General features: G+C 33.8%; 21 protein-coding genes. 18 read left to right on the top strand and 3 right to left on the bottom strand.

Annotated elements, in window-relative coordinates:
* Positions 1-78 precede the first annotated feature (78 nt).
* The 6 genes from BN2390_RS13475 (at position 79) to BN2390_RS13450 (ending at position 5,776) form a co-directional block, all read left to right on the top strand.
* A complete protein-coding gene (locus BN2390_RS13475; protein ID WP_053984859.1) occupies positions 79-612 on the top strand; it encodes an RNA polymerase sigma factor in 534 nt (177 codons plus the stop codon).
* Positions 609-1,604, top strand: a complete 996-nt coding sequence (locus BN2390_RS13470; RefSeq protein ID WP_053984858.1) for a hypothetical protein — start codon at positions 609-611, stop codon at positions 1,602-1,604. The genes BN2390_RS13475 and BN2390_RS13470 overlap by 4 nt, the downstream gene beginning before the upstream one ends.
* A gap of 158 nt (positions 1,605-1,762) precedes the next feature.
* Positions 1,763-2,131: a GntR family transcriptional regulator gene (locus tag BN2390_RS13465; RefSeq protein WP_053984857.1), complete on the top strand. Its 369-nt coding sequence runs from the start codon at positions 1,763-1,765 to the stop codon at positions 2,129-2,131.
* Entirely contained in the window at positions 2,131-2,829 is a 699-nt protein-coding gene (locus tag BN2390_RS13460) for an ABC transporter ATP-binding protein (protein ID WP_053984856.1), read from the top strand. The genes BN2390_RS13465 and BN2390_RS13460 overlap by 1 nt, the downstream gene beginning before the upstream one ends.
* A complete protein-coding gene (locus BN2390_RS13455) occupies positions 2,823-3,602 on the top strand; it encodes a hypothetical protein (protein WP_053984855.1) in 780 nt (259 codons plus the stop codon). Before BN2390_RS13460 ends, BN2390_RS13455 begins: the two co-directional genes overlap by 7 nt.
* A gap of 203 nt (positions 3,603-3,805) precedes the next feature.
* The gene (locus BN2390_RS13450; RefSeq protein ID WP_053984854.1) at positions 3,806-5,776 is read left to right on the top strand and encodes an NAD(P)/FAD-dependent oxidoreductase; all 1,971 of its coding nucleotides are present in this window, start codon (positions 3,806-3,808) and stop codon (positions 5,774-5,776) included.
* Between the two features lie 91 nt (positions 5,777-5,867).
* Here BN2390_RS13450 and BN2390_RS13445 read toward each other — a convergent pair whose 3' ends face one another.
* Complete coding sequence (locus BN2390_RS13445; protein ID WP_053984853.1) at positions 5,868-7,262, bottom strand: MATE family efflux transporter; 1,395 nt, start codon at positions 7,260-7,262, stop codon at positions 5,868-5,870.
* Positions 7,263-7,281: 19 nt separating this feature from the next.
* A complete protein-coding gene (locus BN2390_RS13440) occupies positions 7,282-7,719 on the bottom strand; it encodes a MarR family winged helix-turn-helix transcriptional regulator (protein ID WP_053984852.1) in 438 nt (145 codons plus the stop codon).
* 165 nt (positions 7,720-7,884) lie between these two features.
* Here BN2390_RS13440 and BN2390_RS13435 point away from each other — a divergent pair, with 165 nt between their 5' ends.
* The 8 genes from BN2390_RS13435 to BN2390_RS13400 all read left to right on the top strand — a co-directional run bounded on the left by BN2390_RS13435 (position 7,885) and on the right by BN2390_RS13400 (position 15,974).
* Positions 7,885-8,382, top strand: coding sequence for a VanZ family protein (locus BN2390_RS13435; RefSeq protein ID WP_053984851.1), 498 nt, complete (start codon positions 7,885-7,887; stop codon positions 8,380-8,382).
* Between the two features lie 100 nt (positions 8,383-8,482).
* Positions 8,483-9,559, top strand: a complete 1,077-nt coding sequence (locus BN2390_RS13430) for a M42 family metallopeptidase (RefSeq protein WP_198524913.1) — start codon at positions 8,483-8,485, stop codon at positions 9,557-9,559.
* A 15-nt stretch (positions 9,560-9,574) separates the two neighbouring features.
* The gene (locus tag BN2390_RS13425; RefSeq protein ID WP_053984849.1) at positions 9,575-10,192 is read left to right on the top strand and encodes a GNAT family N-acetyltransferase; all 618 of its coding nucleotides are present in this window, start codon (positions 9,575-9,577) and stop codon (positions 10,190-10,192) included.
* Positions 10,193-10,296: 104 nt separating this feature from the next.
* Positions 10,297-11,454, top strand: a complete 1,158-nt coding sequence (gene fliB / locus BN2390_RS13420; RefSeq protein ID WP_053984848.1) for a flagellin lysine-N-methylase — start codon at positions 10,297-10,299, stop codon at positions 11,452-11,454.
* A gap of 125 nt (positions 11,455-11,579) precedes the next feature.
* Positions 11,580-12,491 (top strand): LysR family transcriptional regulator, encoded by a 912-nt coding sequence (locus BN2390_RS13415; protein WP_053984847.1) that lies wholly within the window; start codon positions 11,580-11,582, stop codon positions 12,489-12,491.
* Between the two features lie 111 nt (positions 12,492-12,602).
* Positions 12,603-14,003, top strand: coding sequence for an MATE family efflux transporter (locus tag BN2390_RS13410; protein WP_330373790.1), 1,401 nt, complete (start codon positions 12,603-12,605; stop codon positions 14,001-14,003).
* Positions 14,004-14,180: 177 nt separating this feature from the next.
* Positions 14,181-15,554 carry an MATE family efflux transporter gene (locus BN2390_RS13405; protein ID WP_053984846.1) on the top strand — a complete coding sequence of 458 codons (1,374 nt, stop codon included), beginning with the start codon at positions 14,181-14,183 and terminating at the stop codon, positions 15,552-15,554.
* 45 nt (positions 15,555-15,599) lie between these two features.
* The gene (locus BN2390_RS13400) at positions 15,600-15,974 is read left to right on the top strand and encodes an SdpI family protein (protein WP_330373789.1); all 375 of its coding nucleotides are present in this window, start codon (positions 15,600-15,602) and stop codon (positions 15,972-15,974) included.
* Between the two features lie 55 nt (positions 15,975-16,029).
* Here BN2390_RS13400 and BN2390_RS13395 read toward each other — a convergent pair whose 3' ends face one another.
* Positions 16,030-16,569 carry a DUF6143 family protein gene (locus BN2390_RS13395; protein WP_053984845.1) on the bottom strand — a complete coding sequence of 180 codons (540 nt, stop codon included), beginning with the start codon at positions 16,567-16,569 and terminating at the stop codon, positions 16,030-16,032.
* Positions 16,570-16,717: 148 nt separating this feature from the next.
* Here BN2390_RS13395 and BN2390_RS13390 point away from each other — a divergent pair, with 148 nt between their 5' ends.
* From BN2390_RS13390 to BN2390_RS13375, 4 genes are all read left to right on the top strand, one after another.
* Positions 16,718-18,577 (top strand): aryl-sulfate sulfotransferase, encoded by a 1,860-nt coding sequence (locus BN2390_RS13390; protein ID WP_053984844.1) that lies wholly within the window; start codon positions 16,718-16,720, stop codon positions 18,575-18,577.
* 167 nt (positions 18,578-18,744) lie between these two features.
* Positions 18,745-19,518, top strand: a complete 774-nt coding sequence (locus BN2390_RS13385) for a DUF3298 and DUF4163 domain-containing protein (protein WP_053984843.1) — start codon at positions 18,745-18,747, stop codon at positions 19,516-19,518.
* Between the two features lie 114 nt (positions 19,519-19,632).
* Positions 19,633-20,496, top strand: a complete 864-nt coding sequence (locus tag BN2390_RS13380; protein WP_053984842.1) for an aldo/keto reductase — start codon at positions 19,633-19,635, stop codon at positions 20,494-20,496.
* A 150-nt stretch (positions 20,497-20,646) separates the two neighbouring features.
* On the top strand, positions 20,647-21,129 hold the full coding sequence (locus BN2390_RS13375) for a DNA-formamidopyrimidine glycosylase family protein (RefSeq protein ID WP_053984841.1): 483 nt from the start codon (positions 20,647-20,649) through the stop codon (positions 21,127-21,129).
* The last annotated feature ends 34 nt before the right edge of the window (positions 21,130-21,163 follow it).

The following is a 21,163-nucleotide window of genomic DNA, read 5'->3' as shown; positions in this document are numbered from 1 at the left end:
AAAGAAAATTATGGTAAAAAATGAACCTTTTATAATTTTGATTGGTATATACAGTGTAAGAAGAAAGGAGGAAAAAAATTGAAAGGCGCCATTTCAAGAGAAGAAGCAGAAGAACTCTTTAAAAATTATAAGGATTATATATATCGCTCAGCATTCTTTTTAACCCAATCAAGGGAACTAGCAGAGGATATTACTCAGGAAGTTTTTATTAAAGTAATAGTGTATTATCACACCTACAATGAGCACAAGCCTATTCAGCCTTGGTTGTACAAAATTATGCTGAATGTAACGCATACGACGATGAAGAAACAAAGATATGGATTCACATTAGAAACAATCTTTAATACACCTTCAAAAGATAACGTAGAAATAAGTATTTTAGACAATGAGATGAACCAAGAACTTTGGTACATAATAAGCAAACTTCCATTGAAAATGAAGGAAGTACTCTATATGCACTACTATTTAGAAATGAAGTTAGAAACCATTGCTGAAGTATTGGAAATACCTGTAGGCACATGCAAGTCTAGATTGAATACAGGACTGAACAAATTAAGAAAGAATAAGAGTATACCTATACTTAACTATAGAAGGGAGAGGCAAATAGAATGAAAGAAAAACGAATCAAAGCAGCCATACAAGATGCTCTAGGTAATGAACATACAAAGCTATCATTTGATACAATATGGGAGAAGAGTCAGGTAATAAAGAGTAAGGAAGTACCTAAAAGAGTGAATAGAAAAAAAGTCATAGCTATAGTTGCTATAGCAGCAACATTAATGACAGCAACCCTTTCGGCGCAGTACCTACTAAGAGTAGATGATATAAGTTATACCTTTAGACTGGATCAAAACGTAGTAGGCACATGGAAAACCGTAGACTTTGTAGAGAATGAAAAAATGTTTGCCCCCAACAAGAGAAGTTGGGATGGGGAAGGCTATTTACAAGAGTTGACCTTTTGTTCTAACGGGGATCTAATTCAAGTTGTACAGGATAAAAGAGGATCTATAACCTCTAATTATGAACAGGGATGGACAAAAGGGCATATTGTCAATAGAATAAATGAAACAAATTCAGCTTATACTATCAAAAAAATAGACGGAGAAAAGTATATGTTCTATGAATGGAAGTCAGGGGATTATACCTATAAACGTCTTGAAAAACCATATTTATATGTTCTCAAGCAAGCAGAAGATGTACCTATACTAGATAAAGCACCAGAGCTTGTACAAGTGAAAAGAGATGATACCAATATTCCTTTTGTAAACAATGATGCAATGAAAGGAATTTGGAAAAGTATAAATGTGATAGATGAAATACAAGCCTTTAACCCTAATGATAAACAAGAAGAAAATTTATTTATTAAATCGATGGAGTTGAAGGAAAACGGGGAAATCATTACGAAGTTTAAAGATGGTTCACTAGTAGAGAGTGAAGAAATTTATTGGAGTCAAGATATGGTTGTAAATCAGTATGAGGATACAGTATCTAAGTGTATCATTAAGGAAATAGAGGGAGAAACATATATGTTTTATGAATTCAAAAATGGAGATTATATATTTAATGGCGCTAGACCACTTTATTATGTAATGAAAAAACAATAAAAAATAATAAAAGTTGAGCAAATAAAAGTGATTGGAAAGTACAGCTAATTAAAGGCATTACTTTCTAATCACTTTTTATTTTAAAAAATTGTGTTGACAAATCAATCAGTCAATAATATTATTGTATTAAGTGATTAATACAATAAAGAGGTGATACAATGCCATGGGATTTTGATACAACAAGACCTATTTATATGCAACTCGTAGAACGTATCAAACTAATGATAGTAACGGGTGAGTTACCAAGTGGAAGTAAGCTTAAATCTGTAAGAGATTTAGCAGAAGAAGCTGGAGTCAATCCAAATACAATGCAAAGAGCATTAGCAGAACTTGAACGTGATGCATTAGTCTATAGTCAAAGAACGAGTGGAAGATTTGTAACAGAGGATAAGGAGTTATTAGCAAAAATGAGAGATGAATTTGCAGAGGAAAAAGTCAAATCATTTATTGAGTCATTAATGCAACTTGGATACAAGCAAGATGAAGTGATCACATTGATCCAACATTATTTAGGGGGAATGAAGTAATGCAACCTATATTAGAAATTATCGATGTAAGAAAAAATTATGGTAATAAGGAAGCGCTAAAAGGTGTTAGCTTAAGAATAGAACCAGGTAAGGTTATTGGATTATTAGGACCTAATGGAAGTGGTAAAAGTACATTAATTAAATTAATTAATGGGCTTATCCAACCAACAAGTGGTGAGATTATAGTAGCAGGCAAGACACTAGGAATTGAAACGACAAAAATGATTTCCTATTTGCCAGAAAGAACATACTTAAATGATTGGATGAAAGTTAAAGACTTATTAGGATTCTTTGATGATTTCTATGAAGACTTTGATAAAGATAGAGCACGTGAAATGCTTGGTGTACTTAAAATTGATGAAGAGAGTAAGCTTAAGACGTTATCAAAAGGAACAAAAGAAAAAGTTCAATTGATACTTGTTATGTCTAGAAAAGCAAGACTATACATTCTAGATGAACCAATTGGGGGTGTAGACCCAGCTGCAAGAGATTATATTCTTAATACGATTATTAAAAATTACTCTGAAGATAGTTCAGTTATTATAGCAACACATCTTATTCAAGAAGTGGAAAATATTTGTGATGATATTATTTTCTTAGGCTATGGTGAAGTGATGTTACAAGGGAATGTGGATGATATTAGAGCAGAAAAAGGTCAATCTATTGATTCATTATTTAGGGAGGTATTTAGATGTTAGGGAAATTAATGAAATATGAATTTAAGGCTACAGGAAGAACTTTCTTACCTTTATATGGGGCAATTTTGGTAGTAGCTTTATTAAATAGATTCTTAGGAAGAAATACACAAGGTGTATTTGAAGAACTTAATAAAGTAGGTGACTTCACAGTTGTTGCTTTAGTAGCATTATTTATAGCATTAGGGGTCATAACTATTGTTGCAACAATCCAACGCTTCCAAAAGAATCTTTTATCAGATGAAGGTTATCTCATGTTTACCTTACCTGTTAAAACAAGAAGTTTAATACTTTCTAAAATGATTGTAGCTATAGTATGGATTATTTTAAGTGGATTAGTAGGAATAGCAGCTTTTGGAATCTTATTTATAAGCAAAGAGTTTATAACAGAACTCATGCCTCTCTTATCAGAGCTTATGTCACAAGCTATATACCTTCTACAAGAAGAAGTTGGTAGGGTGAGTATACTCATTATTGTACAATTTATCGTTGCAGGATTTTTAAGCTATATCCAATTTATTGTTTCTATTTACTTAGCATTAGCTATTGGACAGTTCCCTAACTTCCAAAAGCATCGTACAGCAGCATCATTTATTGCTTTCTTTGTGATTAACCTAGTAGTCAACTGGGTATTAGGCTTAGCAATATTTGCAGGAGACTTTACAGCGAATGTTAATATGAATATGTTTATAGGTAATCTCATTGTATTAGTACTTACAGTAGGTATGTTTGAAGCAACAAATTATATATTAAGAAATCATCTTAACTTAGAGTAAATCGTATTAGAGGTTGTTATGAAAGTATCATTTCATAGCAACCTTTATTTTTATAAGTAATGGGTGAACATAAAGAAAAATAAATATATTTTAATTGTAAATATGAGGAAAATATGAAAAAATTGTGATTTTCACTAGATTTTCTACGTAAGATAGAGGTGTATCTAGATTGATATAATTCTATCATAGAGGTGAGAAAAAAGATGAAGTATACAAAGCTATTTGAAAAAGGTAAGATTGGAAGTTTAGAACTTAAAAATCGTATTGTAATGTGTCCGTTGGCAATGGGAGTATCAGATGATAAGCAATGTGTAGGTGAGGCATTTCGTACATATTTAATGGAACGTGTACAAGGTGGCGTAGGTATGATCATTTTGGAAAATACCAGAGTAGATGATGAACATGGCGTTGCAGCACCTTGGCAGGCGAGCCTTGCACGAGATGAGCAAATCGCATCCATGAAGCAAGTTGTAGAAGAAATTCATAGCTATGATGTAAAAGTACTGGCGCAGTTGCACCATCCTGGACGTGAGACATTTTCTAATTTAAATAGTAATGAGCCAGTATGGTCTTCTTCAAATAAATCTTGTGGTGTATGTAACCAAGAAACGCACGAGATGACAACAGAAGAAGTAGAACAAGTAATAAGCAAATTCGTAGAAGCTGCAAAGCGTGCTACCCAAGCAGGGCTTGATGGAGTAGAATTACACGGTGCACATGGTTACTTAATCTCACAATTTTTAAGTCCTTATACCAATCAACGTACAGACCGTTTTGGTGGTTCTTTTGAGGGGAGACTTCAGTTTGTAAAAGAAATTTATGAAGGAATACGTAATGTATGTAACCAAGATTTCGTAGTAGGTATTCGTCTTACAGTGGATGAATTATTAGCTCCAAATGGGGTAGAAGAATATTTAAAATTAGAACAGGGTATTAAGGTATGTCAGGCATTAGAAAGCTTAGGGATAGATTATATCAATGTATCAAATGGTATCTATGAATCTTTTAACTCACTATCAGAACCTATGACTTATCCTCAAGGCTGCCGATCATCACTTATTCAGGCAGTTAAGGAGGCCATCCATATTCCAATCATTGCAGTAAATATGATTAAGGAACCTTGGTTTGCAGAGAAGATGTTAGAGGATAATTTGGTTGACTTTGTTGGGCTAGGTCGTGCAGTAGTTGCAGATCCAGAGTGGGCAATAAAGGCATTAGAAGAGCGTGAATGTGAAATTAATAGATGTATTTCTTGTACCTTCTGTTTTGAAACCTTAGTAAGTGATGCGATTGCAGGGAAGGGACCAGTAAAATGTGCAGTGAATCCAAGAGCAGGTCGTGAATCACTTTACCCAGACTATAAAAGAGATGGGGATGGGCGTACGGTCATTGTTGTTGGAGCAGGAGTTGCTGGATTAGAAGCAGCAAGAGTGTTAGCGGAGAGAGACTTTAGAGTTATCCTTGTAGAAAAAGAAGGTAAAGTGGGGGGACAGATTAATATTGCTGATAAACCACCTCATAAGAGAAAGATAGATTGGATTGTAGAATATGAACTTAACCAACTTCAAAAGTTAGGTGTAAGTATTGTATGCAATACAGAAGTCACCGAAGGGGTGCTAGAGGCATTTAATCCCTATGCTATTATATTAGCAACAGGTGGAGAGCCTATTAAACCAGCTACCATCCCAGGTATAGAGCTAGAAAATGCTTTGACCTTTAAAGAAGTGCTTTGCCAAGATAAGGAGTTAGAAGGCAAGAAAGTAGCTGTTATCGGATCTGGGGCAACAGGACTTGAGACGGCTGAATTTTTGTGTAGTAAAGGCAATGAAGTTACTATAGTTGAAATGCTAGACTCTATTGGTAAAGGTGTTTATGTACAACATTATTTAGATGCAATGGATAAATTATCTCATTATGATGTAAAGTATATGCCAAAGACAAAGCTCATAGCTATTCACAAAGAAGGTGTACTCTTAGAGAATATAGAAGAGAACAAACAAGCAATGTATCCAGTGGATTATGCAGTGCTTGCGCTAGGTGTACACTCTGTTAATCCATTAGAAGAAATTGCAAAGGGGATTTGTAATCGTGTCTTTGTCATTGGAGATGCCGCTAAAGTTGGCCGTATTGAAGGGGCAGTAAGGCAAGGATTTGAAGCAGCTTATACATTATAGAAATCAACATATAAGATTATTTATATTCATCAATAAAAGAAGGTACCTTCCGTAATGACGAAGGTGCCTTCTTTTTATGTTACAAATACACTTACGCTGGCGTATTTAACGTTTCTGGTGTATCTAATGTTTTCATATGATTAAGTTCTTTTCTAACTAAGAAGATAGCTACAAAGAATGCAAGCGCATCTGCTATAGGAGCTGCAAATAAGATTCCATCGATTCCAAAGAAAAGAGGAAGAATGAGAATAAGTGGTATTAAGAAGATTACCTGACGAGAAAGTGATAAGAATACCCCCTTAATCGCCTTGCCTGTTGCAGCAAAGAAGTTAGAAGTAATAACTTGAATACCATTTATAAGAACCATAAATAAGAATATCCTCATGAATTTTACAGCAAACTCAAAGTAGAGTTCATCACCTGTTCCAAATAAGGAGATGACTTGTCTTGGGAAAAACTGAAAGGCAATAAAGCCAATAAGTGAAATTACCAAGCTACAACAGATGGCTAGCTTATAAATACCTCTTACACGATTATACTTCTTAGCACCAAAGTTAAAGCTGATGATGGGTTGTGAGCCTTGAGCAAGCCCAATAATAATAGAAAGTAAAATAGCATTTGTCTTCATAACAATCCCGCTACATGCAAGAGGTACATCACTACCATAGATAGATAAGGCACCATAGTATGTAAGAGAGTTATTAAGAACAATTTGTACAAAAGTAATGGCTAATTGATTAAGACTATTACTCATACCTAAGGATGCAATCTTGAAGCATTCTACTTTTTGTAATTTAAAATGTTTTTTCTTTAAGTCAATATGTTTAAAGCGATGCACATAACTAATAGCCATTAAGAAAGAAATAAATTGCCCAATAATAGTAGCAAGGGCAGCACCTTCAATCCCCATATTAAACACAAAGATAAAAAGAGGATCTAAGATGGTATTGATAATTGCACCAACGATCATACAAATCATGGAGAATTTAGGACTTCCATCAGCTCTTGCTAAGTTACTCATCCCATTTGTAATAATAAGGAGTGGCATCCCAATGGCAGTAATACGTGTATAGCTTTTGGCATAAGGCATAACATCAGGTGTGGTACCGAATAAAGTTAAGAGTGGATGTAAAAAGAGCTGAATAAATACTAAGTAGATAAGTCCAAATAGGATCATCATACTAATAGCATTACCTACAGCAAGTTCTGCCTTTTCTTTTTCTTTTGCACCCAGTGCCATAGAAAAGCGAGCAGCACTACCAACACCAATTAATAAGGCAATGGCAAGACAAATGGTGGTAAGGGGATAAGCTACATTAGTTGCAGCATTTCCAAGGTAGCCAACACCTTGCCCTATGAAGATTTGGTCAACAATATTGTATAAAGAACTTACTAACATAGCTATGATACTAGGTACAGCATAGCTTCTTAACAGTGTAGGGAGCTTTTCATAACCAAGAGGGTTTTCAGATTTCATTGCATTCATAATATGTTCCTTTCTTTGATTATTGATTTTCTATTTCTTTTGTTACTTCAAGAATAGCTTTTTTTCCTGCTTTATGAAGAAAGGCAAGGAAAAGTTCTCTTTCTTCTGGAGAAAAATCGGCAAGAAGTCGTTCGTGCCAATTACTTTGTATATTCAAAATATCAGCATAAGCTGCTAATCCTTTTTCAGTAGGATAGAGACAACAGGTACGCTTATCTTTTGGATGGGGTTCTTTTCTAATGAAATCAGCCTTTTCCAAATAAGCAATAGAACGTGTTACATTACTTGGATGAATGTAAAATACATTAATAAATTTATCTTGTGTTATACCTGGTTCCTGACAAATTTTCAGAATATACATATGCTGACTACTATTAAGTCCGAGAGGAGCAAGTTCACGGTCTAGATGCATTTTAGTATAGCGGTCAGAAATAGAAAGCCATTTTAAAAGTTCCATATAATCACCTCGATTGTTAATTATATACCTAAAAGTTTGCGTGCGCAATGATTAATTTGCGAGCGCAAATAGATACTTCTTACGAAAACTTAAGAATAGTATTTGTAGAGACTTAAGAAGTGAAAGATAAAATGTAGATATAATAGATGGAAAAAGAGGTATCCTATGGAAAAGAAAAGCCTTAATGTAGGTTTGAAAATATTGTTTGTTATTTATATCATGGCTATGACTTGGATTATAGTTTTTAAAATGTCGTTACCTTCTAATTTATATAAAATAGTAGGTGTAAGAAGCTTGAATTTAGTTCCATTTAAAGGAACAGGGCGTATGAATGAAGCGCTTAATAATATTATTATCTTTGTACCTTTAGGAATTTATATAGGCATATTGTGTAAGAAATGGTCATTTGGGAAGCAATTCATAGCTTGTATAAGTCTAAGTTTGTTATATGAAATCAGCCAATTTATATTTGCAATTGGTAGAACAGATATAACAGATCTGCTTATGAATAGCTTAGGAGGACTTATTGGTATTGGACTCTATATAACCATTGAAAAAGTTCTGAAGAAAGAAAAGCATATAGCACTATTTATTACGATTTGTGCCACACTTGCTACCATACCCACGGTTGGGCTATTAACTTTACTAACAGTATTAAATTAATTTCAATTGTGGTAATAAGAAGAGACAATATGATATGATGAAAAATAAGAATAATCTATGATTTTTTCAATAAATTTAAGCTGAAAGTAGAAAGGGATATATGATGATAAACTATACACAAGAAGAATCAGTAGCTTTAATTGAAGTATTGTCTAATGCCAAAGGGGCGCCAGGATTTGAAGATGAAGTAGTAGAGATTATTAAACAAAAATACGGGCATATCTTTAATATTCAAGAAGATAGCATGCGTAACCTTGTGATTTATAGAAAGAATCATTCAGGTAATAAGCCTGTTATTATGTTAGATGGGCATTCAGATGAAGTAGCTTTTATTGTGCAGAGCATTAGACCCAATGGTACGCTCAAATTCTTACCTTTAGGTGGATGGGTAGCACAGACAGTACCTGGGCATAAAGTATGGATTAAGAATAGTGAAGGTACATACATAGAAGGTGTAATGGGTTCTAAACCACCTCATTTTGGAGGCGGAGATGGGCAGAAGTTAGAAGATATGATTATTGATGTAGGGGCTACAAGTTATGAAGAGGTAGTTGAGCTCTTTAAGATTGAAGCAGGTGCCCCTGTAACACCCGATGCAACTTTTAGTTATAATAAAATCACAGAAGTGATGTTGGGAAAAGCCTTTGATAATCGCTTAGGGTGTGGATGTGTTATTGAAACGTTACTTGCGTTAGAAGGGTTAGAGCTAGATGTAGATGTAGTGGGCTCTATTTCTGTACAAGAAGAAGTAGGATGTAGAGGTGCAAAGGTTAATGTAAAAACGATAAAACCTCATTTAGCTATTATATTTGAAGGCTCTCCTGCAGATGATACATTTATGGACAGCTATAGTGCACAAGGTAGCTTGAAAAAAGGCACACAGATTAGACATTTTGATAGGAGTTTTATCGCCAATCCACGCCTTATACAACAGACTAAAGATGTAGCGAAAACACATCAAATTCCATATCAATGTGCAGTGCGTAGTGGGGGTGGCACAGATGCTGGTCCAATTCATTTAGAATTAGGTGCGGTACCTTGTTTAGTGCTTGGTGTACCAGTACGTTATGCACATACACATTATGGGTATTCAGCAATGAAAGACTACAAAGCATCGATTCAACTTGCGGTAGAGTATATTAAGACGCTAAATCAAGAAGTAATCAGTACATTATAATAGGAGTGAAATAGAATGAATCTAACCATAAGAAGAGAGCAAGAAGCAGACTATAGAACGGTAGAAAACTTGACAAGAGAAGCTTTTTGGAATGTCTATAAACCAGGATGTGATGAGCATTTTATATTAAATCAATTACGTGGTCATGGGGACTTTATCCCAGAATTAGATTTAGTTGCAGGGCATAAAGGGGAAATAGTAGGACATATTGCATATAGCAAAGGTACAATTATTGATGATAAGGGGAATGCAATAGAATGTGTTGCTTTTGGACCATTAAGTGTAGCGCCAGAGTGCCAAGGTAAAGGTGTTGGTGGAAAGCTTATAGAACATTCTCTAGAGGTGGCTACCCAGTTAGGTTATAAGGTTGTGTTTATTACAGGGAATCCAGCATATTATCATAAATTTGGATTTGAATCAGCAAGTAAATATGGAATACATTTAGAGGACATACCACAAGAAGACGAAGCACCATTTTTTATGGTGAAATTATTGAATCAAGAGGCTTTAAAAAATGTTTCAGGAACTTTTAGATTTTCTTCTGGCTTTGAAGTATCCGCTGAGGATGTAGCGGCATTTGATCAAGCATTTCCTCCAAAAATTAAAGAGGTAAGAGAAGGTCAACTAAGCTAATCAATAGATAAAAATGAAGAGTGGCAGATATTCTATATGGAGTATCTGCCACGTTTGTATTATAATGACAAAAGACAATTTTATGAGTAAGCCTAGGAGGTACTATGAGTCATACAATTAAAGTAAATGATTATGATACATTTCATTGTATTGCAGATAAATGTTCTTTCAACTGTTGCCAAGAATGGCGTATTGCAGTAGATAATCAGACAGCAAAAAATTGGCAAGGGTTAAAGTTAAATCAAATGCAATTAGAAGGTGAGACGTTACCTGAGCTGAGTTTATGTAAGTGCTTAGAAAAAGAAGAGGATGGTCAAATTATTACCCTAAACAAAGAGAAAAAATGTCCATTCTTAAATACTCAGAAGCTTTGTAGATTGGTTATAGAATTAGGAGAAGAAACTTTATCTAAAACATGTACAACCTTTCCAAGACAAATCAATCAATTTGAAGATAGAATAGAATATTCACTTTCTATAGCCTGCCCTGTAGTAATTGACTTACTAAATGAAAATCCAGTCCAGTTTTATCATGAAGAAGAAGGCAAGTCTTCATTACTTTATGTTGTTCGTGAGATGATGTTCACACTTATGCAAGATGAACATTACACTTTAACAGAGCGCATCATGATGATCTTCTATGCATTATTAGAGCTGTTAGAAGATCCAAAACTTACAGTAGATAAGATTAATCTCTATACAGATGCAAAACAAATGAAACCCTTAATAACCGCCATTAGAAAGATGAAGTTCAATTTAATGGATTCCTTCTGGGAAAGAAATGAACTGTTTTTAGATGTAGTAGATAATTATCGTAAGCAAAAACTTTATGTAGCGTTTTTAGAAGACATAGCTACAAAAGCAGAACAATTGGAAACTCTTTATTCTAATAAAGAGCTAATAAAAAAAATTGAAATCTTTAATCAAGAAATTAAAGCTTATGAAAGACTTTTGACGAATTATTTATTAACAGAGATTTTTGCTAACGGATTAATGGCAGAGATGGAACTTGAGGATATGGTAGTTGCTTTTGAATGGGTCACTCTAGAATATGCAACTATTAAACAGGCTATTTTCCTTAAATGGTTAACAGATGGAAAAGAGAAATTAGAGTATTATACGGTACGTGACTATATGATGATTGTTGCACGTGTAACAGGATATGATCAAAGTGATATTCGTGAGTATTTAGAAAATAGTTTTGAAAGTGCTATTTGGGATTGGGGTTATCTTGCGCTTGTAGTAGGAAATAGTGTACTGTAAGGAAGATTAAGCAGGGCTTGCAAGTTATAAAGACTTGTGAGCCTTTTTATAAATCAATAGAAGCAAAGTGAATATAGGTGGTAGGAAATAATATAAGTTATAAAGTAATAAAATAGGAGGATGGTATGCAGTTACAACAGCTCAGATATGTACTTGAAATAGAGAGAACAAGATCTATGAATAAAGCGGCTAAGAATTTATTTGTTTCTCAACCCAATTTAAGCAGTGCAATAAATAACTTAGAAAAAGAGTTAAATGTCCAAATTTTTAACCGTACGAATAAAGGCGTAGAGGTAACTAAAGATGGAAAGTTGCTTGTCCAATATGCTAAATCGATATTAGGACAAGTGGAGCAACTAAAGAAAGCATATGGAGTAGAAGAAAAGAAACATGTAAATTTTCTAGAGATATCTCAAACAGGAATGCTTCATCTAACACCTGTTATTAGTAAAATTTATAACCTTTTAAAAGACAGCCGAGTGCAAATTATTATTAAGGAAGATAATCTAGGTGCTGTTATAAAGCATCTTTATTATATGAAGTCAGAAATCGCTATTATCGTTATGAATACGACTCAACTAAGTCTTATAGAAAAAGTGCTGGATAAGAGAAAAATAGAATTTAATATACTTGATAAAACAAAATTAGGTGTAGCGGTAAGCCCTAAAAGTAGTTTATATAACCGTGATCAGGTAGCTTTTGAGGAATTAGACAAATTAACTTATATCGAATATCTAAAAGAAAAAGATCTATCTGTAAATCAAGATTCAGAGTTGTTAGATATATGGTCTAAATTTGTGGGAAATACGATTCATGCAACAGATAGAGAAACAGTGAGTGATTTACTTTGGAATTTAGATAGCTATAGCTTTGATATAGAGAAAAATATAGAGTACCTTAAGAAAAGGGGACTCAAGTTTATTAAGTTACAAGAGAATATTGATATGTATGTAGGGTGGCTTAAAAGAAAAAGAGAGCCTCTCTCTTATGAAGCTACTCTTTTAGTGGAGGAATTAACAAAAAATATTGGGTTATAAATTTTAGTTATAACCCGCACATTGAAAATAAGTATTATTCTTTAGCAATCTTTCTATATTATAATTACTTTCAGCATAAGACAAACAGATTGGTAGAAAGGATAATAGTTTATGAAAATGGAAGAAACACAAAATGAATTAGGCACACAGAGTATTCTAAGCCTACTTATTAAATTCTCGATTCCAGCAATTATTGGAATGATTGTTAATATGCTATACAATGTTGTAGACCGTATTTATATAGGAAATATTCCCAATGTAGGAGGTCTTGCAATTACAGGGGTAGGCGTTACAATGCCCATTACTCAAATTATTACAGGATTTGGTATGCTTTTAGGAATTGGAACATGTGCTAACATTTCTCTTGCTTTTGGGAGAGGGGATAAAAAAGGTGCACAGAAAATATTAGGAAATGGTTTTAGTGGAATTGTTATAACAAGTATACTTATTGCTGTATTAGGAAATATATTTGCTGAACAAATATTGAAGCTTTTTGGTGCAAGTGAAAATACATTATCCTATGCGTTGGCTTATATTCGACCATTATTTTGGGGAACTATTTTTAATATCTTTACATTCTCTTTGAATAATTCAATACGCTCAGATGGTAATCCTAAAATGAGTATGTATACAATGCTTATAGGTGCAATAATTAATATTATATTAGACCCAATCTTTATCTTTGGCTTGGGATTAGGCATTCAAGGTGCTGCTTATGCAACTGTTATTTCACAATGTGTAGCAGGTTGTTGGGTACTATATTACTTTACAAAGAGTAAAAAATCTTCAATTAAACTTACCTCAGAAAGTGTAAAAATTGATACTAAGATTATGAAACAAATCTTAATTGTAGGTATGGCACCATTTTGTATGCAAATAACAAGTAGTATAGTAAGTGTTATTTCCAATAAGTCACTTATGACATACGGAGGAGATTTGGCAATTGGAGCAATGGCAATTATCTCTTCTTTGTCTAGTATTTTTGTGATGCCTCTTTTTGGAATTAACCAAGGAGCACAGCCTATAATAGGATATAACTATGGAGCAAAAAAATATGATCGTGTAAAACAAACTTATAAATATAGTTTAATGGCTGCATTAGTGATTTTGCTTGTAAGTGCTGCATTTATTCAAATATGTCCAGAAATGGCAGTGGAAATGTTTAATAATGATCCAAAACTTACAGAAATTACTGTATCAGGTATGAAGTTATTCTTATTTGCGATTCCTTTAATAGCAGTTCAAATAACAGCATCTAATTACTATCAAGCTGTTGGGAAATCTAAGAAAGCAATGCTTATTAGCCTTTCAAGACAAATCATATTCTTTGTTCCAGCACTTCTTATATTGCCTAATATATTTGGATTAAGAGGTGTATGGCTAGCAGGGCCAGTAGCGGATTGTCTATCTGTTATAATATCTACTGTAGCAATTTATTTAGAAATGCGTAATCTTGGAAAAGATAAGATTGATGAAGTAGAAGCGCAAGAAACTATGAAGCAAGTTGCTTAAGGTTAGTATCATAAGATTATTTAAATAGAATTAGGATGAATAGAAAGCCTTGTAGATACTTTATGATTAAGTACTACAAGACTTTTTTATTTTGGCTAAAATAATACATTCTAAATTAGAGAGGAATGGATGTATAATAACAAAGATATTAAATTAAGTTAGGGAAGAAGGGACAACATGATTACTAGGCTATATGACCGTGCACAGATCAGTAAGGAGACAAGGCTATTTAGTAATAAGAATCTGAGAATATTACTGATTCCGCTTATTATTGAACAGCTACTTAACTCATTTATGGGAATGGCAGATACCATGATGGTAAGCAATGTAGGAAGTGCAGCTATCTCTGCTGTATCTTTAGTAGACTCTATTAATGTACTTATTATACAAGTTTTCTCGGCTATGGCAGTGGGGGCAACGATTATATGTTCTCAGTATTTAGGTCGAGGGGACGAGAAAAAATGTAATGAAGCAGCTAGACAAGTATTTATATCTATACTGGCTATAGCTACACTTCTTATGATAGGTGCAATAGCTTTTAGAGCACCATTACTTCAAATGATCTTTGGAAAAGTAGAGCAAGACGTTATGTCTAATGCACTTACATATTTCTTCATCACAGCATTATCCTATCCATTTCTTGCGCTATTTAATGTAGGAGCAGCGTTCTATAGAGCAAGTGGAAACTCTAAATTCCCAATGAAAGTTTCTGTACTGGCTAATTGCTTAAATATAGTGGGAAATATCTTATTAATCTTTGTATTTAGAATGGGCGTAATGGGAGCTGCTATCTCTACATTATGTTCTCGTATCTTTTGCACAATTGTTATTTTTTATTTTTTACATAAACCAAAACAACCTATTGTACTTAATGGATACTTTAAAATACGTCCAAACTTTAAACTAATTGCAGCAGTATTAGCTGTAGGGATTCCGACAGGTATTGAAAATGGTATGTTCCAATTTGGAAAGTTAGCTATTCAATCTACGGTATCTGAGATGGGAACTATTTCGATAGCAGCTCAAGCTATGACGAATACATTAGAAGCACTAAATGGTATGGCGGCCATGGGAATAGGAATTGGGCTTATGACAGTGGTTGGGCAGTGTATAGGGGCAGGAAGAAAAGAGGAAGCTAAATACTATATTGTGAAGCTGACTGGGTATGCAGAAGTTGTCATTATTATATCTTGTTTTTTTGTACTCCTTATCACTAAGCCTGTTACAATGCTTGCAGGTATGGAAGTGGAAAGTGCAAGAATGTGCTTTAGTATGATGCTTGCTATAACTATTGTCAAACCACTAGTTTGGGGACTTTCTTTTATACCAGCGTATGGTATGCGTGCAGCAGGGGATGTAAAATTCTCAATGATTATTTCTACATTGACTATGTGGTTCTGTAGAGTAGCATTATGTATCTATTTATGCAGAGTTTGGGGATTTGGACCAATGGCTGTATGGATTGGTATGTTTGCAGATTGGACACTTCGTGCCATCATCTTTACAGGGAGATTTTTAAGTGGGAAATGGTGTGAAAAAAGTGTTGTGTAGCATACTAATAAACATAAGGTAAATGGATAAAAGGAGTGGACGCACTTGGAAACCTTTTTATTAATATGTAATCTTCTTATTCCACTGATGATGTTGGGATTTGGGATAATGTTTGAGAAGAATCCTCCTAAAAATATTAATGGAGTATATGGATACCGTACATCTATGTCCATGAAAAATCAAGATACATGGAATTTTGCTCACCAGTATTGTGGGAAAGTGTGGAGAACATGGGGCTTGATGATACTAATTGTGAGTATTTTCTTCACTATCATTTCTTATTTTCTTGGAGAAGCTGTACAGGGTATTATCTGTAGTGGACTGGTAGTGGTACAAACAATTATTCTAATTGTATCTATCATACCAGTAGAGAAAGCTTTAAAAAGAACTTTTGATAAGAATGGGAAAAAGTATAATTAGCAAGGGGCTGTTGCTTATGCAACCGCCCCCCTTTTTCATATTTTAGTATTCACTTTTAGTATCTGCAAATGGGTTCTTCCCACCAACCAAATGCGACTTTTATATTAGCAGTATTTGTAGTAGTACTAGGATTTGAGAAGAAAAGTGCAAAGTTACCACCAGGTGGAATGATAAACTTACCATCTTCTTCATCAGCTAATGTTTGACCAGGTACTGAGAGTCTTGTATAAGCGATGGCACCACCAGTAGGTGTAGCATTGGTATTAGAGGCTTTGAAAATTTGAACTTCGGGTGTAGGTAAAGGGAAAAAAGCTGTATTTGTAGGAGTTACAAATGTCGAAGGAGTAAGGGGAACGGGAAGTGTAGCATTTAACCAAACTTGAATGTTAAGAGGTGTAGTAGAAGGTTCTGTGACTGTCCAAACATTTACAAAGAGATTTACGCCAGAGCCAATAGGATTAGAGAGGGAAGCCCAGGCATTGTTGCCATTATTTAAGGAAATATTATCGGCGTAACCTACAAAGTATTGACCTTGTAAAGCATGGAATAAGGAGTTTGGCATAGAAGCAGTTTCAGGGGGAAGACAATTAAACATATAGAAAATTCTCCTTTCTGCTATGAATTATATTATAGTATATGATTAATTAGACAAAAATGAAATTCGTAACATAGGTTAATTTTGTTTTGGTTTGAATTTGTTATAATTTAAACATACTTATGACACAGACTAGGAGGTCTACATTATGTCAGTTATTTATAAACAATTTAAACACATTATTACAGAGCAATTTGAAAATGAACAAGCATTTTTAAACGAGTACAATACAGGGGAATTCACATTTGAAAAACCATATGTAAAACTTAATCCTTACCTTATTGCACCGCTTACAGCAGTTGTAATGTTCAAAACAGAAGAAGAAGTAGCAGGACGTGTTGTTGTAAAAGGTAAAGAAGAAGCAGGAGATATGTCTTTTGAACTTCCTAAAGCTAAAGAACATGTTGTACAAGTATTAGGTCTTTATGCTGGATATAACAACCAAGTTGTTATTGAACTTGAAGGGGGTCGCACAACGACTCTTGAAATTCAAACAGAGGAAGCTCCAGAAAAAGTAAAGCAACCAACTAAAGTTGAAACAACACCAGAATATATGGGAAGTAATGTAGTATTTGTATCACCAACTTCACCAGCGATGACAGCTGCATATGACTATAAAGGTGATGTACGTTGGTACATGACATTAAACCTTGCATTTGATATTAAACGTGTAAAAAATGGGCGTTTACTTATCGGTACCAATCGTCTTGTAGCACCTCCATACCATACAACAGGTTTATATGAACTTGGTATGATTGGTAAAATTTATAAAGAATACCGTCTTCCAAGTGGATACCATCATGACCAGTTTGAAATGGAAGATGGTAATCTTCTTATCTTAACACAAGACCTTCCAAGAGGTACTGTAGAAGATATGTGCGCGCTTGTTGACCGTAAAACAGGTGAAATCCTTAAAACTTGGGATTATCAAAAAGTATTACCACAAGATAAAGGTGGTTCAGGAAGCCAAGATGCTCATGACTGGTTCCATAACAATGCTGTATGGTACGATAAGAGAACAAATAGCTTATCATTATCAGGACGTCACCAAGATATCGTTATTAACTTAGACTATGAAACAGGGGAACTTAATTGGATTCTTGGGGATCCAGAAGGTTGGCCACAAGAAATGGTGGATAAATATTTCTTTACTCCAGTAGGTGATGGTGACTTCGATTGGCAATATGAACAACATGCATGTGTTGTTTTACCAGATGGTGATATTATGGTATTTGATAATGGTCACTACCGTTCTAAAGTTAAAGAAAAATATGTACCAGCAGACCAAAACTTCTCACGTGGTGTTAGATACCGTATCAACACAGAAGATATGACTATTGAGCAAGTATGGCAATTTGGTAAAGAACTTGGTAAAGAATTCTTCTCAACATATATTTCAAACGTAGAATATTATGGTGAAGGCCATTACATGGTACATTCAGGTGGTATTGGTACAAAAGATGGTGAAACATGTAACTTCCCACCAGTAGCAGTGAGTGTAGACGAAGTAGAATTCAATTCTATTACATTTGAAATTAAAGATGATGTAATTATGTTTGAAATGCGTATTCCAGCAAACTACTACCGTGCAGAAAAACTTCCATTATACTGTGAGGCAGATGCATTAACATTTGGCAAAGGTGAATTATTAGGAACACTTGGTGTAACAGAAGAAATGATGACAGAAGTACCAGCTGAAGAAGTAAAAGATGTACCAGATACATATAATGTAAGAGTTGGTGAAGAAGAAGACCGTATTATCTTAAAAGCAACATTTGAAAAGGGTCAACTTGTAATGCTTATCTTAGAAGGTGAAGAAGCAACACACCGTTACTTTGTACCAACAACTAAGAGACCATTCCTTGCAATGTGTGTAGGAACATTCCAAGAATCTGACGAACGTGCAGTAGAGTTCCCAGTAAGCAAAGAAGGTTTAAAAGGTAGCTTGAAAGTTAAACTTCTTATTGATGATACTCAATATGATACAGGTATTACAATCGATTGCTAATTAATAGATAGAATATAAATGAAATGGAGTTTGTGCCTGTTACATGGCATAAACTCCATTTTATTTATGCTTCTAATGAGAAATGTATACAATGTTTAATACTATGCATTTAATAGTAGAAATTTGGTATAATAAGGATAGAGTTTATAGATATAAGGAGTGTTTTTATGAAGAAACGTTTAGTCTCTATTATTCTTATAATCATTTGTGTATTGAATGTAGTACCTTGTACTTCTTTATACGCTAAAGAGGAGCCAGTAGAACCTATCATTACAGTTAAATATGAAGATATAGATGAAATATTTAAAGATAAAGATGGCGTAATTATGTTATCAGTACAAGGTAATAGCCCTAGCGTGACTATACCTGAAAATAAAAAGGCAAGTTTAAAGATTAATACTTACTATAAGAAACTACTTAAAGTATTTAAACAAAGAGAGAAGGAATATATTAAGCTAGCAGAACAGGATTATCAACAAAGGACTAAAGAACAACAAGAGTATTGGCATGGATATGAATTAGGTGAAACATACTCAACAGGTAGAGCAGATGATAAAGTTATAAGCTTTATAGATAACTATTATGAATATACAGGTGGAGCACATCCTAATGGGACACGTTTTGCTCAAACCTTTAGTACAAAGACAGGTGAAAGATTAACTCTAAATGAAATTTTAACAGATGTACCAAAGGCTACAGAATTTATCAATAATTTTATTTTAAAAGAAACAAAGAAATATGAGTATAAAGATTATTTCTTTGAAGGCTATGAAAAGGATATTAAAGATATTTTAACAGAAGATACATGGTATCTTTCAGATAAAGGTCTTGTTGTCGTAGCAAATGAATATATTATTTCACCTCATGCAGTAGGCATATTAGAATTTACTATTCCTTATGAGCAATTCTCTTATTTGAAATTAGAGTATTTACCACAATAATGTAGAGTAATGACTAAGTCTATACAGTACGTAGACTTAGCCATTTTTATATAATTACACTAGTAGATGAGTAAGTCACTAGTTATAATAAAGAAAAAGGAAGGAGTAAATGAAATGAAACATAGATTTAATAAGCTTTCAGATACATTTACATTAGTAAATGGTGTAGAAATTCCATGTGTTGGATTTGGAACATGGCAAACTCCAGATGGAGAAGTAGCAGTTGAGTCTGTTAAGGTAGCATTAAAAGAAGGATATATTCACATTGATACAGCAGCCTGCTATCAAAATGAAGGCAGTGTTGGAAAGGCAATTAAAGAATTAGGTATTCCTCGTGAGCAACTTTTTATAACAAGTAAAGTTTGGAATACCGAAAGAGGCTATGAAAAGACATTAGCTGCTTTTGAAGAGACAATGAGCAAATTAGAGTTAGACTATTTAGATCTTTACCTTATTCATTGGCCAGCTATCGAAAAACAATTTCCAAACTGGAAAGAGCTAAATGCTGAAACTTGGAGAGCACTAGAAAAGTTATATCATGATGGACGTATCAAGGCTATTGGTGTAAGCAACTTCTTGCCACATCACTTAGAAGCGCTATTAGAAACAGCGACTGTGAAGCCGATGGTAAACCAAGTAGAATTCCATCCAGGTTTTACACGCTTTGATTTAATAGAATATTGTGAAGCACATAATATTCTTGTAGAGGCATGGAGTCCACTTGGAACAGGCAATGTACTTAATAATGAAGTACTTATAGATTTAGCTAAGAAGTATAGCAAAACAGTTGCACAAGTTTGTATTAGGTGGTGTTTACAGCACCATATATTGCCACTTCCTAAATCAGTTACAGAAAGTAGAATTATTGAAAATGCTAAAGTATTTGATTTTGAGTTAACAGTAGAAGATATAAAGGTTATTGATGAGATTCCATTCTGTGGTGGAGCAGGTATTAATCCAGATGAAGTAAACTTTTAAGAGATAGACAGTCCTAAATCATGTGGGACTGTCTATTTGTTTTTAGAATCTGGCATACTATTATTTAGTAAGAGGGTGTATAGTAAAGGAAGAGAGAATGACAGATTGCAATAAACATTAAATAGACATAGGATAGAAAAGAGGGGTAAGATGGTTGAATTACTAGAAATTTATCAACTTGCTCAAAAAATGAATAACCTTTTAAAGGACAAAAGAATCAGTGACATTGATATCTTACAGCCTAGATGTACTAATCTTTCAGTACGAGAGTGGAATAGGAAGACTAGGGGCGTTTTAGTCAAAGAAGTCTATCATAAAGGCATATGGATTTGCATTGCGTTATCTAATGATAAGACAATTTTAATTTCATTAGGACTTGGAGGCGATTTAAGTTATTTTACAAGTTTAGGTCAGATTAAGAAAAAGCATCACGTATGTTTAGTAGTAGATGATGAAGAGGGTTTTACCATCAAATTTTGGTGCTTTGGAAAATTCTTGCTTAGTTCAAATGCAGATTTAGAGAAAGAAATTAGCCTAAAAGATATAGGTGAACATTTATGGAATAGACGCGTAGGGCTTGGATATATTGAGATACCCAAAGATAAATGTAAAGTGAAGAAAGATGAGCTTTAAGGTAATATAAATAATAAAAAGAGTAGGGTTAACC

The sequence above is a fragment of the Niameybacter massiliensis genome, from assembly GCF_001282685.1.
Lineage (GTDB): Bacteria > Bacillota > Clostridia > Lachnospirales > Cellulosilyticaceae > Holtiella > Holtiella tumoricola.
Note: the sequence above shows the minus strand (reverse complement) of the source record. Positions and strands in the feature narration are given on the sequence as shown.